Here is a 13,259-nt window from a genome sequence, read left to right on the forward strand (position 1 = left end):
CTTGCCGCTGAGGTCCCCTTATGAGAGTTCTGTTATTCGGTGCCACCGGCATGGTCGGCCAGGGCGTCCTGCGCGAGTGCCTGCTGGCCGCTGACGTACAGGAAGTCGTCGCCGTCGGCCGCACGCCCCTGACCCGGGAACACGGCAAGTTGCATCAGGTGTTGCACAGCGACATGCTGGATTTCCAACCCCTGGAAAATCTGCTGCAAGGGTTTGATGCGTGTTTCTTCTGCCTCGGCGTGTCGTCTGCCGGCCTGAACGAAACCAAGTACACCCACCTCACTTATGACCTGACCCTCGTCGCCGCCAGCACCCTGGCGCGGCTTAATCCGCAAATGACGTTTATCTACGTGTCCGGCGCCGGTACGGACAGCTCCGAAGCGGGCAAGTCGATGTGGGCGCGGGTCAAGGGCAAGACCGAGAATGCCCTGCTGCGCCTGCCGTTCAAGGCGGTGTACCTGTTCCGGCCGGGGATCATTCAGCCGCTGCACGGTGTGCGCTCGAAGACGCCGTTGTATCAAGCCTTCTATTCCGTGCTCGGGCCAGTGCTGTCGTTGGTGCGTCGGGTCAAGCCGGGCTGGGTGGTGAGTACGGAGACTGTCGGCCGGGCGATGCTCGCGGCGGTGCGCCATGGCGCGCCGCAACCGGTGGTGGAACAGGCCGAGATCAATCGCCTGGCGTCCGAGCGCGCCTGATGTTGCACAAGAGCCTGGTGCGTCGCCTTGACTTGATCACCCTGCAGCTGTTCGTCGCGGTGTTCGAGGAAGGCACCCTGACCCGCGCCGCCGCCCGCGAAGCCATCGCCGTGTCGGCAGCCAGCAAGCGTTTGATGGAGCTGGAGCAGGTGCTGGGGGTGAGCCTGTTCGTGCGACGGGCCAAGGGCATGGACCTCACCGCCGCCGGCGAAACCCTGCTGCACCATGCCCGGCAGATGCTGTTCAACGTGGAAAAAATGGGCCTGGAGCTTGGCGAACACAGCCACGGTGTTCGCGGTTATGTGCGGATGCTGGCCAATCTCTCGGCGATTATTCAGTTTCTTCCGGAAGACTTGCGGGATTTTTCCAGGCTGCATCCCGAAGTGAAAACCGACCTCGAAGAGCGCCCCAGCAATGGCGTGGTACAAGGTGTGCTGGATGGGGTGGCGGACTTGGGGATCTGCTCCAGTGATACCGACACCAAGGGCCTGCCCAGCGTGACCTATCGCCACGACAAACTGGTGGTGTTGATGCCGGCGGATCACCCGTTGGCGCCGCGCGAAAGCCTGGCCTTCGCCGAAACCCTGGACAGTGACTACGTGGGCCTGCACGCCGCCAGCTCGATCAACATGCGCACCCACACCGCCGCGCGCGAGGCCGGCAAGACACTGCGCCTGCGTATTCATGTGCCGGGCTTTGATGCGATGTGCCGGATGGTCCAGGCGAACATGGGCATCGGCATCCTGCCGCTGAAGGCCTATGAGTTGTTTGGCCGTGCCCTGGGCCTGCATGCCGTGCCGCTGACCGATGCCTGGTCGGACCGCAGTTTGATCCTGGTGGTGCGCGATGAGGCGCAGTTGTCACCCGTGAGCCGGCTGTTGTTCGATTACCTGAGCGTTCGCATTCAGCGAACGCTCCTTGCCAACTGACGGTTGGATTTTTCCTGTCCCTGTCCTCTAGCCTTGGCTGCACATTCCAAGAATAAGAGGTACACCCCATGACGGCTCCCTTGAGCGGTATCAAGGTGATCGAGATCGGCACGCTGATTGCCGCGCCGTTCGCCGCCCGGCTGATGGCCGAGTTCGGTGCCGAGGTGATCAAGATCGAAGCCCTGGGGCAGGGCGATCCACTTCGTAAATGGCGAAAGCTGCATGAAGGCACCTCGCTGTGGTGGTACCTGCAATCGCGTAACAAGAAATCCCTGGCCCTGGACCTCAAGTCCGCTGAAGGCCTGGACCTGATCAAGCAGCTGCTCGGCGACGCCGATGTGCTGATCGAAAACCTGCGCCCCGGTGGCCTGGAAAAACTCGGCCTGGGCTGGGACGTACTGCACGCGCTCAACCCCAAGCTGACCCTGGTGCGTATCTCCGGCTACGGCCAGACCGGCCCTTACCGTGACCGCCCTGGTTTCGGTGCTATCGGCGAAGCCATGGGCGGGATTCGCTACACCACCGGCAACCCCGATTCGCCCCCGGCGCGGGTCGGCGTCAGCCTCGGCGACTCACTGGCGTCGTTGCATGGTGTGATCGGTGCGCTGATGGCGTTGCTGCGGGTCAAGACCGGCCAAGGCGACGGGCAGGTTGTCGATGTGTCCCTGGCGGAAAGCGTGTTCAACCTGATGGAAAGCCTGGTGCCCGAATACGACATGCTCGGCCACGTGCGTGAGCGCAGCGGCGGTGCCTTGCCCGGTATCGCACCTTCGAATACCTACCTGACCGCCGACGGTGCCTATGTGGTGATCGCCGGTAACAGCGACCCGATCTACAAGCGCCTGATGACCACCATCGGCCGTGCCGACCTGGCCGAAGCCGTCGAATTCGCCCACAACGATGGCCGTGCGGCGAAAAGCGCTTTGCTCGATGCCGCCATCACCCACTGGACCAGCAGCCTGCCTATCGAGCAGGTGCTCAGCGCCCTGGAAGCCGCCGAAGTGCCGGCCGGGCGCATCTACTCCGTGGCCGATATCGTCAGCGACCCGCACTACCAGGCGCGTGACATGTTGCTCAATGCCGAGCTGCCGGGCGGTGTGTCGGTGAAGATGCCCGGCATCGTGCCCAAGCTCTCGGAAACCCCCGGCGCCGTGAACTGGCAGGGCCCGAGCCTGGGCCAGCACACTGATGACATCCTCGGCAGCCTGGGACTTACGGTTGCCGACATTCAACGCCTGAAAACCTCGGGAGTGGTGCAATGATCACTGACTATTCCGACCCGCTGATCGTGCAGGAAGTGTCCCCGCGCGATGGCCTGCAAATCGAGCCGACCTGGGTCGAGACCGCTGACAAGATCGCCCTGATCGACCAGCTTTCCCTGGCCGGTTTTTCGCGGATCGAAGCCGGTTCTTTCGTGTCGCCCAAGGCCATCCCTGCATTGCGTGATGGCGAACAAGTGTTCCAGGGCATCGCGCGCAAAGCCGGGGTGATCTACGTTGCGCTGATCCCTAACCTCAAGGGCGCCCAGCGCGCCGTCGAGTCGCGCGCCGACGAACTGAATCTGGTGATGTCGGCCAGCCAGACCCACAACCTGGCGAATATGCGTATGCGGTGCGAGGCGTCGTTGGCGGCATTCGGCGAGATCGTCAGCTTTGCCGCCGGGCACCCGGTACGCCTCAACGGCAGCATCGCCACCACCTTTGGCTGCCCGTTCGAAGGCAGGATCGATGAAGACCGCGTGCTGCAACTGGTCGACGCCTATCTGCAACTCGGCATCCAGGGCATCAGCCTCGCCGACACCACCGGCATGGCCAACCCGCGCCAGGTGGAACGCCTGGTCAAGCGCGTGTTGCAACGCGTGCCCGCCAGCGACCTGACCCTGCATTTCCATAACACCCGCGGCCTGGGCCTGTGCAATGTGCTGGCCGCCTACGAAGCCGGGGCCCGGCGTTTTGACGCGGCGTTGGGTGGCCTGGGTGGGTGCCCGTTTGCGCCGGGGGCGTCGGGCAATATCTGCACCGAAGACCTGGTCAACCTGTGTGAAGAGGTCGGCATTCCCACCGGAGTCGACCTGCCGCACCTGCTGAACCTGTCCCGCCGCTTGCCGGCCTTGCTGGGCCATGAATTACCCGGCCAGGTGGCCAAGGCCGGGCGCAATTGCGATCTGCATCCGCCGCCGGACTACATCGCCGCCTTGTAACGCCATACCAGACAACAAAAACAATCGGACGCCTGTGAGCAGTCCGCTGGAGAGAAACCATGAGCACTCATACGTTGGAGGTCGGCGCGCGCCCGGCCGCTGAAATCGATGCCGAAAAAGCCCTGGTCAGCAAGGTCGCCTGGCGCCTGATGCCGCTGATCATGGTGTGCTACCTGTTCGCGTTTTTTGACCGCATCAACATCAGCTTTGCCAAGTTCCAGCTGCAGGCCGACCTCAGCCTGAGCGACACCGCCTACGGCCTGGGCGCCGGGTTGTTCGTGGTGGGGTATGTGATCTTTGAAGTGCCGAGCAACATGATGCTGTACAAGGTCGGCGCGCGGCGCTGGATTGCGCGGATCATGATGTCGTGGGGCCTGGCCACGGCGGCCATGGTGTTTGTCACCGCCGAATGGCAGTTCTATGGCCTGCGTTTCATCATCGGTGCGATGGAGGCGGGCTTCGCGCCCGGTGTGCTGTATTACCTGACGTTGTGGTTCCCGCAGCACTTCCGCGGGCGCATTACCTCGATGCTGTTCCTGGCGTCCGCCTTTGCCGGCCTGGTAGGTGCGCCGTTCTCCGGCCTCGTGCTGGAACATCTCGACGGCGTGCTGCAGATGCGCGGCTGGCACTGGCTGTTCCTGCTCGGCGGCTTGCCCTGCATCGGTTTGGGCTTGCTGGTGCTGACCCTGCTCAAGGACCGTATCGAAGATGCGCACTGGCTGACGCCGGCGGAGAAGACCCTGCTGTCGAGCCGCATTGCCCAGCATGAGCCGAACACACATGGCGGCTCACTGCTGTCGGCGATCCGCATTCCCGGCTTCTTGATGCTCGGGTTTATCTACTTCCTGATCCAGGTGGCGTCTTACGGCCTCAACTTCTGGGCGCCGCAGCTGATCCGCAGCGCCGGCACCCAAAGCCCGGTGATGATCGGCCTGCTCACCGCGATTCCCTATGTGTGCGGCGCGATCAGCATGGTGGTGATCGGGCGGCTGTCGGACGCGACTGGCGAGCGCCGCAAGTTTGTCTGCGGCTTGGTGGTGCTGGGCGCGGTGGGCTTCTTCAGTGCCGGGATCTTTGCCGACCACACCATCTTCCTGATCATCGCCCTGGGCATGTTGGGCGCCGGCATCATCGCGTCGATCCCGACCTTCTGGACCCTGCCGCCCAAGTTGCTGGCCGGTGCCGGCGCAGGCGCGGCGGGCGGGATTGCGGTGATCAATACCCTCGGGCAGTTCGGTGGGATTGTCAGCCCGGTGATGGTGGGGCGGATCAAGGACCTTACCGGCAGTACCACCCCGGCACTCTATGTGATCGGCGTGTGCGCGCTGTTGGCGGCGGCGCTGCTGCTGTGGGGCCTGCCGCAAAAGCTGCGTACCCTCGACAAGGCCTGATCAGCCGGCGGTTGTCAGCGCGTGGGCCGGTGTGGCGCTGAACTGAATCAACGCCACGCCGCCCATCAACAACAACGCGCCAAGGATTCGAGGCGTTGTCAGTGGGCGCTCGGCCAAGCCAAACAGGCCGAAATGATCCAGCAGCAGCGACGCGAGAATCTGCCCGGCCATGGCCAGGGCGATAAACCCCGACGCGCCCAGCTTGGGCAGCAGCGTCAACGCCAGCCCGATAAAGCACACGCCAAACGCGCCCCCGGCCCACATCCACAGGGGCGCCTTGGTGATAAATGCGAGGCCGGGCAGCGGCAGGCGCAGCGCCACGATCACCGGCAGCAGCACGAGGATGCTCACCAGCAGCGACGCCAGGGTGGCCCACAGCGGATGCCCAAGGCCGCGTCCGAGGTGGGCGTTGATCGCACTTTGAAACGGCACCACCGTCCCGGCGATCACCGCCAATAGCAACAAACCGGCCCAATGCAACGTCGTCATGGCGAATCTCCCAGAGGTTTTGCTGGACTCTAGGCTATTCGTCGCGCAAATTTAAATTCCAAGTTCTTATGCCGAGCATGCAGCTGATGAATGATCTGCGCCGCGTCGACCTTAACCTGTTGGTGGTCCTTGACGCCTTGCTCAGTGAGCAACACGTCACCCGCGCCGCCGAGCGTTTGCACCTCAGCCAGCCGGCAGTGAGCCACGCGCTGGCGCGCTTGCGCGATTTATTGGGTGACCCGTTGCTGGTGCGCCAGGGCGGCACGTTAGTGCCCACGGCCCGCGCCCTGGAGTTGGCTGCGCCATTGGCCGAAGCCCTGGCCCAGGTGCAGGCGCTGCTGGCGCCGAATCGCTTCGACCCGGCATCGGCCAAGCGTCGGTTTCGTGTGGCGATGTCGGACTACAGTGCGGCGATTTTCCTGCCGGGTCTGGTTCGCGTCCTGCGGCGTGAAGCGCCCGGTATCGACCTGCAAATCATCCAGGCCAGCCGCGAAGGCATGGTGGAGGGCGTGCTCAACGGTGATATTGACCTGGCTGCCGGCGTGTTCCCCGACATGCCCGCCGAGCTGCGCACTGCGCCGTTGTTCGAAGAGCATTACACCTGCCTGCTGGACCGCAACAGCCTGCCGCACAACGGTGTGCTCGACCTGCCCACCTACCTGTCGCGCCCCCACGTACTGCTGGAAATGCGCGGCAGCGGTGCGCCGGAAATCGAGCGGGCACTGACCGCGATTCGCGAGCGACGGCATGTGGCGATCAGCCTGCCGCACTGGGGCGTGGCGCCGCAGTTGATCAAGGGCACGGACTTGATTCTCACCGTATCGTCGCGAGGCTTGCTGAATATTGATCACCCGCATCTGGTCGCCGTGGCGCCGCCGTTTCATATTCCGTCGTTTACCTTTGAACTGGCGTGGCATGCGCGACGGGGCGGGGATTCGGGGTTGCAGTGGTTGATTGGGCGAGTGCAGGGAGGGTTACAGGGCTGAATGGTTGCTACCAGGATGTCGGTGGCTGGCGACGTGTATGAAAAAATCGCATCACTTGTAATCGTCCATCTCGAATCCGGTAGGGAACGATGTAAGGCCATCGAGGCACTACCCACTCCCGCGTTCCTGGCACTCGACCTTCCTTTCCCACAGCAGGAAATTCAGCGACATGTCCTAGCCCAACCATGATGGCCTGGACGAACTCATGGGCGGCTTTGGGATTTTCCTGCGCAATGTACGCGGCTTCATCATCAAGGTTCTTGAGGGCTGTCCTCAGCCACTCAACCTGCATTGGTGCGCCATTTATCGGCGACGGCTTTTACCTCCGCAGCCGTTGCGAACTCGCCTGCGTCTGCTTCTTTCAATGCTTTTTGAATTTCTTCGATTTGCCACGCTTCGCGCGTCAAGTATTCGCGTAATGCATCGACTGCGAGAAAGGATTTGCTGCGCCCGGTCGCCTTGGCGAGACTGGCAAGCGTGGCGGCGATGTCTTCGGGTATGCGTAGGGACATAACAGACATGGGGAGCCTCGATGTAGTGATGTGTAGTGCAACATACTACATTGTCATCTCTTCATGATTTGCCCCCGTTCGTCAGGGGATCCGATAAGGAAAATGCTCATGCTTTCAGGCCTCAACCACTTGACCCTGGCCGTCACCGACGTGAGTCGCAGCGTCACCTTTTACCATGAGTTGTTGCAACTCAAGCTCGACGCCACCTGGGACACCGGCGCCTATTTGTCATTGCCGGGCCTATGGCTATGCCTGTCCCTTGATCCGCTGCGCGACTCGAAGCCGGCGGCCGATTACACCCACTATGGGTTCACTGTCGCAGCGAGTGATTTCGCTGCGCTGGTCTCGCGCCTGCGCGCCGCCGAGGTGCAAGCGTGGCGCGACAATCGCAGCGAAGGCGCTTCGTTCTATTTCCTTGATCCCGATGGCCATAAGCTCGAAGCCCATGTGGGCGACCTGGCTTCGCGCCTGCTGGCTTGCCGTGACCAGCCCTATGCGGGAATGCGGTTTTACCCATAGCGCAGGAACGTGCAGAATCCGTCCACCTACCCATGCTTTGTCAGAGTCGCGACCATGACCCCCTCCTTGCTGCTTGCCGTCCTCGCTTCGGGTTTTATCTACGGTATTACGCCTGGCCCCGGGGTACTGGCGGTGTTTGGCATCGGCGCCGCCCGGGGCCGTCGTGCCGGGGCGGGGTTTCTGTGCGGGCACTTGCTCGGCGATGTGCTGTGGTGCAGTACGGCGCTGATCGCGATTGTGGGCGCGCGTGAAGTCGGCAGCAGCGCGTTCGATGTGCTCGGCGTGCTCAGTGGCCTGTACCTGTTCTGGCTCGGCTGGCGCGCGATTCGTACCCAGCGTCGCAGCACTGAAGCCCCCCAGGGCGCGGCGCGGCATCCGTTCTGGCACGGCATCCTGTTCGGCTTGACCAACCCCAAGGCGTATCCGGTGGCCGTGGCGACATTTACTGCATTGCTGTCCAGCCGCGCCGAATTGCTGACCTGGTCGATGCTGCCGGCGTTGATCTTCCTGAGCTTCGTCGGGGGCCTGTTGGCCTACGCGATCCTGATCGGCGTGGTCGGTGCCCAGCGGGTGCGCACGGTGTATCAGCGCCACGAAATCCTCATCACCAGGCTCTGCGGCGTGATGTTTATCGGCTTCGCCATCAATGCCCTGGCCCATGCGCTGCCAGGCCTGTTCGGCAGTAAACCGGCCTGACTGGGCACGACCGTTCGTCGCGCGGGCAAGTTTTTTCTAAACCTTTGCCGCCCTGAAAATTCGAATTCAGGGCGAGGTGTCTTTCCCCGCACCTATTTTTGCCCTGGAGGAACCCATCATGAGCCGCATGGCTATCCGGTTACGCACCGCCAGTTTCGCGATGCTGCTGGGCCTCGGCGCCAGCAATGCTTTCGCCCAGTCGCCTGCTGAATTCATCGAGCAGGCTTCGGCCAAAGGCATGGCCGATATCGAAACCAGTCGCATGGCCCACGCCAAAACCTCGTCCCAGGAAATCAAGGACTACACCATCGAGGTGATCAACGAGCGCACCCTGGCCAACCAGCATTTGGCGGCGATCGCCAAGAAGCTCGACCTGCCCGTGGCCCCACGGGAGAAGATCGTCGACAAGGCCGAAACCCTGATGCCCGAACTCAAGGACGGCGACTCCTTCGACGCGGCCTACACCGCGCAGCAAGTGAAGGAAAACGAAGACGCCATTGCCCTGTTCAAGCGCGAAGGGGCGGCCTCGGACGTGCCGGAAATCAAGGCACTGGTGGATGAGACGCTGCCCAAGCTGGAAGAGCGTCTGCAAAAGGCCCGAGCCCTGGCCTCGACCTACGGTAAGGGCCATCAAGGCGACGGTTGAGCCTTTCGCTTGATATAAAAAACGGCGGTTGGATCATGTCCAACCGCCGTTTTTTTATGCCTGGTTCAGATCGGTCTTGTTCGGGGCCGCATCGTCGGCCGCGTGGCCACAGCTGCTGTTCAGGCTGACGGTGCCGGTGTTGCCGATGCTGCGGTATTCCTGGCGCAGTTTTTCCAGTTCCTTGCGGTCCAGGCCGTCCAGGCTCAGCACGGCGTTCTGCGCATCCTTGGAGACCCGCAGCAGTTCATCGATCTTGATGTGCAGGATGTCGTTATCGCGGTTTTGCGTGTTCTGGATCAGGAACACCATCAGGAAGGTGATGATGGTGGTCGAGGTGTTGATGATCAACTGCCAGGTGTCGTTGTAGTGGAAGTACGGGCCGCTCAAGCTCCACAGGAAAATCAACGCGACCGCCGCATAGAACGTCCGGGCACTGCCTGCCCAACGGGACAGGGATTGTGAGACTGCAGAGAATTTCATGACCGTTTTCCTTAAAGGTGAGTGATGAAAATACTGACCGCAGGTACGCTCTGAAATTTCTTTTTACATCTTGGGGTGTGAACAACGTTGTGCGTTTTTCTTCCGGACTTTTAGGAGTGAGCTTACGGCACGCCGATGGAGCGAGGGGCAAGACTGGGATTTTATCCGGGAACGCCCTATGCACGCTAACGCCGCCTGTGACCTGACTGCGCTTTATCACCAGACCGAAGATCATTATTTCGCTGCCACTTGCTCGCTGCATCGTCGCTACAACGCTTGTATCAACGCTTATTTTACCGACGGGTATTTCGAACCTGCGAACCTGTTGTTTATCCGGATAGGCAGCACCCCGATGGGGGACGCCATGGCGGCGCCCATGGAACTGATTCGCTGTATCTTGATGAATACACGCATCGTGATTCATGAGGAGAAGGTCGCGCAGGTAGGTGCGGTGCTGATGGGGATCGGCTTTCAGGCAGCCGAAAAGACCACGGCGATGGCACTCGATCTGTCGCGCCTTGTTTCATCGGAGCGTGACAGCACTGTACAGGTCAGCTTGACTCGAAACCTGGAAGGCTGGGCGGCTCCCCTTGGCAATGCGTTTTTGCTCCCGCCTGAATGGGTTACGCGTTATCAGGCACGGCACCAGCGGGCGCTTGACGTGGGTCAAGCGCTTTACCACTTCACCTTGTCCACTGAGGGGCAGGTGAGGTGTTCGTTGACGCTGTCCATGTGCAATGGAGAGGCCCGGCTTAACGATGTCGGCACGATCACGGAGTTCCGCGCCAAGGGGTATGCGACGCAACTGATTCAAACCGCGCTGCTTCATGCTTCGAGCCTGGGGGCCCGGCGCTGTTTTCTTGAAGCAACGACGCAGGGTGTTTCGGTGTACCGCAAGTTGGGTTTCGAAGATTTATTCGACTACCAGTCTTTTGTCCGTGGCCCGGTCGCAGGCCAGTGATCAGAAGGTCATTTTTCCTTGACCACGGTCCTCGAGCGTCAACAGATACTGCTTGGCTTCGAGTCCTCCGGCAAACCCGGTCAAGGTGCCCGAGGCACCAATCACTCGATGGCACGGCGCAATGATCGAGATGGGATTACGCCCATTGGCGGCGCCCACGGCTCGTACGGCTTTCGGGTTGCCAATTTGCCGGGCGATCTGGCTGTAGCTGCGGGTTTCGCCAAAAGGAATAGTCAGCAGCGCCTGCCAGACCTGCTTCTGAAAGGCGGTACCGGTGAAATCCAGTTCCAGGTCGAATGTGTGGCGAGTCCCCGCAAAGTACTCCTTCAACTGGCGCTCGGTTTCCAACAGCACCGGGCTGTCGTTGGCTTCGTGCAATTGACCCAGGCGCACACGGTTGGCGCGCTCGACTTCCCACAGGATGGCACTGAGCTTGCCATCGCGCGCCACCAGGGTGAGCTCACCGACAGGGGAGGGCATGAGCTTGTATTCGTAAGGCATGAGCGGGCTCCTCGAGGGGCAGTTGTTAAACGCTACAGGCCTACGGTATTGCTATCCGCCGGACTGAACACTACGTTTCTTGCGGTGGAATTCTCACTGGCCCTGGACATTCCAGTAAACCCAGTTGGAATAGTACGGGTACCAGTAGAACCAGGACATCCTGTAGAGCCCCATGATGACTGAGGCCTCCCCGATTGCGACCAGGGAAATCAGATTGAACAGCGTGACGATTGCAGCGAATACGGTCACGCCTCGGCTGGCATGGCGCCTGGCAAACACTACGCCGTAGACGGATGCGGCGATGGATCCGAGCGCCAGCCCCAGCCCCAAGGGGTAGGGAAGTCGCACCAGTGCGACCAGCAGTGGCAACACCAGCACCCAGCCGAGCACTTGGCGCAGTACAGGTCTGGATGTGGGGTGTTTGGGTTCAATCATGGCAATAACCCTGGGGCCGCAAGCTCAATGAAGCGACATCATCACGCTATGGATGCAGTGCCGCATTCAGACTTTGCTCCCGTTGCAGCTACCGATCCTGTTGCAGCACCTTGAGCGCCGCCGACGCGAGGAAGCCGGAGCGGCTTTTTTCCTCCGGGTGGTGCAGTACGTATTCATCGATGCGGTTGAGCAGGTAGCCCGGCAACGTGATGTTGAGTTTTTGCGCCTTGCCCAGGTACTTGGTGACATCGATGTCTACAACCGCCCAAGTGCAGCCGGCGTACTGAGGGTTGGCGGCATGCACGGTGACCTTCTGGGCGCTCGGGATCGGCGCGCCGTCTTCCGCGAGGATTTCGAAGTGCCCTTCGATGGCTTCGCGCGCCATGGCCATGGCGTCGTCCAGGTCGTCACCGGCAGAGTAGCAACCGGGAATATCCGGGACTTCCACGCCCCAGGCGTGATCGTGGTCACCGGTTGAAATTGCGATGGGGTACAGCATGTTCGTTGTCCTCCAGGGACGATTAACTCAACAGAGCTTGTTTCAAAATGCTCTTGGCGGTTTTGTCCAACAGGTCTTTCTTTGGGTGGGGGATCGTCACCAGGCCAGGCTTCGTCGGGTGCTTGAAGTGGTGATGACTGCCTCTGATGCGAACCAGGTACCAGCCGTCTGCGACGATGTGACCTATCAAGTATCGGCTATCCACAGCACCTCCTTGTGGTGTGTGTTGGTGGTGACTATAACCACTGAAAATAAATTATCAACACTCTACCTACCAGTCTTCGATGACCGGTATTTCGGCAGATGGTGAATGCAGTGTAAGAGCGAGTGGGATCGGCGCTGTGGGGAGGTATTGCGAGGTTTTTCGGGTCATTGCCGGATGTGTAATGCCTCTTCGATAACGGCAAGAAACGCGTCAATCAACACACTGTGTCTTTCGGTCGGTGTCAGCACCAACAATCGCGCACACGCATCTGCCTCCACCAAAGGCCGATAAGTCACGCCCTTGTTCGTCAAACTCCGGGTACAGGCCGGCACCAGCGCCACCCCTTGCCCAGCGGCCACCAGTGCAATGATCGAAGTGATCTGCCGTCCGGTCGGTCCGGCATGCAGGGGCACGCCATGGTGGCGGTAAAGCTGCTCGATGGACTGGTTCAGCCCCGAGCCGTAATCGGCTGGAAACAGAATCAAAGGATAGGCACTGAGCTGCGCCAGGCTGATCTCGGCCTGGCTGGCCAACGGGCTGTCACTCGACACCGCCGCCACCAGGGGTTCCTCGCCCAACGACAGCGCTTGCACTGCGTCGTTTTGTGGCAACAGCCGGCTCAAGCCAATATCCAGCCGTCCATCGGCCACTTGCGCCCCGAGGCTGCCGGAGGCGCATTCCACCAGGGTCAGTTGCACATCGGGAAAGCGCTGGGCAAAGGCCTGGATTGACTGGCTGAAAAGGTCCGACAGGGCGATGGAACTCACATAGCCCAGAGCCAGTTGCCCGGCGGTGCCAGCAGCCAATTTACTGGCGATCACCTGTGCCAATTCAACCTGTTCCAGCACGCCACGGGCATAGGGCAGGAACGCGCGGCCCTGGGCGGTGAGCGTCACCGTGCGGCTGGTGCGATCGAACAGCTTGAAACCCAACTCTGCTTCCAGTGCCGAAATCTGCCGGGTCAACGGCGGCTGGGCCAGGTGCAGGCGCAGGGCGGCGCGACCGAAATGCAATTCTTCGGCGACCGTCAGAAAGTAACGCAGCTTGCGTAGGTCGAGCATCCTGATCCTTGGGTATCAATCGGTCCGAATTCGGTATTGGTTCAAGACCTGCCG

General features: G+C 61.3%; 19 protein-coding genes. 10 read left to right on the forward strand and 9 right to left on the reverse strand.

All coding sequences use genetic code 11. The features are described 5' to 3' along the window. The first annotated feature begins 20 nt into the window (after positions 1 to 20). From NIBR502773_RS22560 to NIBR502773_RS22580, 5 genes are all read left to right on the forward strand, one after another. Positions 21 to 695 (forward strand): NAD(P)H-binding protein, encoded by a 675-nt coding sequence (locus NIBR502773_RS22560; protein WP_065938855.1) that lies wholly within the window; start codon positions 21 to 23, stop codon positions 693 to 695. Further along, positions 695 to 1,624, forward strand: coding sequence for a LysR family transcriptional regulator (locus NIBR502773_RS22565; RefSeq protein ID WP_141156978.1), 930 nt, complete (start codon positions 695 to 697; stop codon positions 1,622 to 1,624). The genes NIBR502773_RS22560 and NIBR502773_RS22565 overlap by 1 nt, the downstream gene beginning before the upstream one ends. Positions 1,625 to 1,692: 68 nt before the next feature. Then, complete coding sequence (locus tag NIBR502773_RS22570) at positions 1,693 to 2,886, forward strand: CaiB/BaiF CoA-transferase family protein (protein WP_141156979.1); 1,194 nt, start codon at positions 1,693 to 1,695, stop codon at positions 2,884 to 2,886. Next, the gene (locus NIBR502773_RS22575) at positions 2,883 to 3,824 is read left to right on the forward strand and encodes a hydroxymethylglutaryl-CoA lyase (protein ID WP_141156980.1); all 942 of its coding nucleotides are present in this window, start codon (positions 2,883 to 2,885) and stop codon (positions 3,822 to 3,824) included. Before NIBR502773_RS22570 ends, NIBR502773_RS22575 begins: the two co-directional genes overlap by 4 nt. Before the next feature lie 59 nt (positions 3,825 to 3,883). Next, positions 3,884 to 5,215 carry an MFS transporter gene (locus NIBR502773_RS22580; protein ID WP_141156981.1) on the forward strand — a complete coding sequence of 444 codons (1,332 nt, stop codon included), beginning with the start codon at positions 3,884 to 3,886 and terminating at the stop codon, positions 5,213 to 5,215. Here NIBR502773_RS22580 and NIBR502773_RS22585 read toward each other — a convergent pair whose 3' ends face one another. Beyond that, complete coding sequence (locus NIBR502773_RS22585) at positions 5,216 to 5,704, reverse strand: DMT family transporter (RefSeq protein WP_141156982.1); 489 nt, start codon at positions 5,702 to 5,704, stop codon at positions 5,216 to 5,218. It abuts the gene before it with no gap. A gap of 68 nt (positions 5,705 to 5,772) precedes the next feature. Between NIBR502773_RS22585 and NIBR502773_RS22590 the strand changes: the two genes are divergently transcribed. Beyond that, the gene (locus NIBR502773_RS22590; RefSeq protein WP_141156983.1) at positions 5,773 to 6,690 is read left to right on the forward strand and encodes a LysR family transcriptional regulator; all 918 of its coding nucleotides are present in this window, start codon (positions 5,773 to 5,775) and stop codon (positions 6,688 to 6,690) included. A gap of 7 nt (positions 6,691 to 6,697) precedes the next feature. On the opposite strand, the gene NIBR502773_RS22595 is transcribed toward NIBR502773_RS22590, so the two are convergent. Together NIBR502773_RS22595 and NIBR502773_RS22600 are read right to left on the reverse strand one after the other, a co-directional pair. Next, complete coding sequence (locus NIBR502773_RS22595; RefSeq protein ID WP_141156984.1) at positions 6,698 to 6,982, reverse strand: type II toxin-antitoxin system RelE/ParE family toxin; 285 nt, start codon at positions 6,980 to 6,982, stop codon at positions 6,698 to 6,700. Next, positions 6,972 to 7,211 (reverse strand): CopG family ribbon-helix-helix protein, encoded by a 240-nt coding sequence (locus NIBR502773_RS22600; RefSeq protein ID WP_065928241.1) that lies wholly within the window; start codon positions 7,209 to 7,211, stop codon positions 6,972 to 6,974. Before NIBR502773_RS22600 ends, NIBR502773_RS22595 begins: the two co-directional genes overlap by 11 nt. Positions 7,212 to 7,310: 99 nt before the next feature. Here NIBR502773_RS22600 and fos point away from each other — a divergent pair, with 99 nt between their 5' ends. The 3 genes from fos to NIBR502773_RS22615 all read left to right on the forward strand — a co-directional run bounded on the left by fos (position 7,311) and on the right by NIBR502773_RS22615 (position 9,063). Continuing rightward, positions 7,311 to 7,721 (forward strand): fosfomycin resistance glutathione transferase, encoded by a 411-nt coding sequence (gene fos / locus NIBR502773_RS22605; RefSeq protein ID WP_141156985.1) that lies wholly within the window; start codon positions 7,311 to 7,313, stop codon positions 7,719 to 7,721. Positions 7,722 to 7,775: 54 nt separating this feature from the next. Further along, complete coding sequence (locus NIBR502773_RS22610) at positions 7,776 to 8,417, forward strand: LysE family translocator (RefSeq protein WP_141156986.1); 642 nt, start codon at positions 7,776 to 7,778, stop codon at positions 8,415 to 8,417. A 118-nt stretch (positions 8,418 to 8,535) separates the two neighbouring features. Then, positions 8,536 to 9,063 carry a DUF4142 domain-containing protein gene (locus NIBR502773_RS22615; protein WP_027604356.1) on the forward strand — a complete coding sequence of 176 codons (528 nt, stop codon included), beginning with the start codon at positions 8,536 to 8,538 and terminating at the stop codon, positions 9,061 to 9,063. 54 nt (positions 9,064 to 9,117) lie between these two features. Here NIBR502773_RS22615 and NIBR502773_RS22620 read toward each other — a convergent pair whose 3' ends face one another. Continuing rightward, the gene (locus NIBR502773_RS22620) at positions 9,118 to 9,543 is read right to left on the reverse strand and encodes a low affinity iron permease family protein (protein ID WP_027604355.1); all 426 of its coding nucleotides are present in this window, start codon (positions 9,541 to 9,543) and stop codon (positions 9,118 to 9,120) included. A gap of 178 nt (positions 9,544 to 9,721) precedes the next feature. Here NIBR502773_RS22620 and NIBR502773_RS22625 point away from each other — a divergent pair, with 178 nt between their 5' ends. After that, the gene (locus tag NIBR502773_RS22625; protein ID WP_141156987.1) at positions 9,722 to 10,504 is read left to right on the forward strand and encodes a GNAT family N-acetyltransferase; all 783 of its coding nucleotides are present in this window, start codon (positions 9,722 to 9,724) and stop codon (positions 10,502 to 10,504) included. Here the strand turns inward: NIBR502773_RS22625 and NIBR502773_RS22630 are convergent, their stop codons facing one another. From NIBR502773_RS22630 to NIBR502773_RS22650, 5 genes are all read right to left on the reverse strand, one after another. Next, complete coding sequence (locus NIBR502773_RS22630; protein WP_141156988.1) at positions 10,505 to 11,005, reverse strand: methylated-DNA--[protein]-cysteine S-methyltransferase; 501 nt, start codon at positions 11,003 to 11,005, stop codon at positions 10,505 to 10,507. It lies immediately after the preceding gene. 93 nt (positions 11,006 to 11,098) lie between these two features. Then, a complete protein-coding gene (locus NIBR502773_RS22635) occupies positions 11,099 to 11,440 on the reverse strand; it encodes a hypothetical protein (protein WP_141156989.1) in 342 nt (113 codons plus the stop codon). Positions 11,441 to 11,528: 88 nt separating this feature from the next. Continuing rightward, the gene (locus NIBR502773_RS22640) at positions 11,529 to 11,939 is read right to left on the reverse strand and encodes a type II toxin-antitoxin system HicB family antitoxin (protein ID WP_027604351.1); all 411 of its coding nucleotides are present in this window, start codon (positions 11,937 to 11,939) and stop codon (positions 11,529 to 11,531) included. A 22-nt stretch (positions 11,940 to 11,961) separates the two neighbouring features. Next, positions 11,962 to 12,144 carry a type II toxin-antitoxin system HicA family toxin gene (locus tag NIBR502773_RS22645; RefSeq protein ID WP_003189411.1) on the reverse strand — a complete coding sequence of 61 codons (183 nt, stop codon included), beginning with the start codon at positions 12,142 to 12,144 and terminating at the stop codon, positions 11,962 to 11,964. A 164-nt stretch (positions 12,145 to 12,308) separates the two neighbouring features. Further along, positions 12,309 to 13,205, reverse strand: coding sequence for a LysR family transcriptional regulator (locus NIBR502773_RS22650; protein ID WP_141156990.1), 897 nt, complete (start codon positions 13,203 to 13,205; stop codon positions 12,309 to 12,311). Positions 13,206 to 13,259: the final 54 nt, after the last annotated feature.

This window comes from Pseudomonas sp. NIBRBAC000502773, from assembly GCF_006517195.1.
GTDB classification, from domain to species: Bacteria; Pseudomonadota; Gammaproteobacteria; order Pseudomonadales; family Pseudomonadaceae; genus Aquipseudomonas; species Aquipseudomonas marginalis.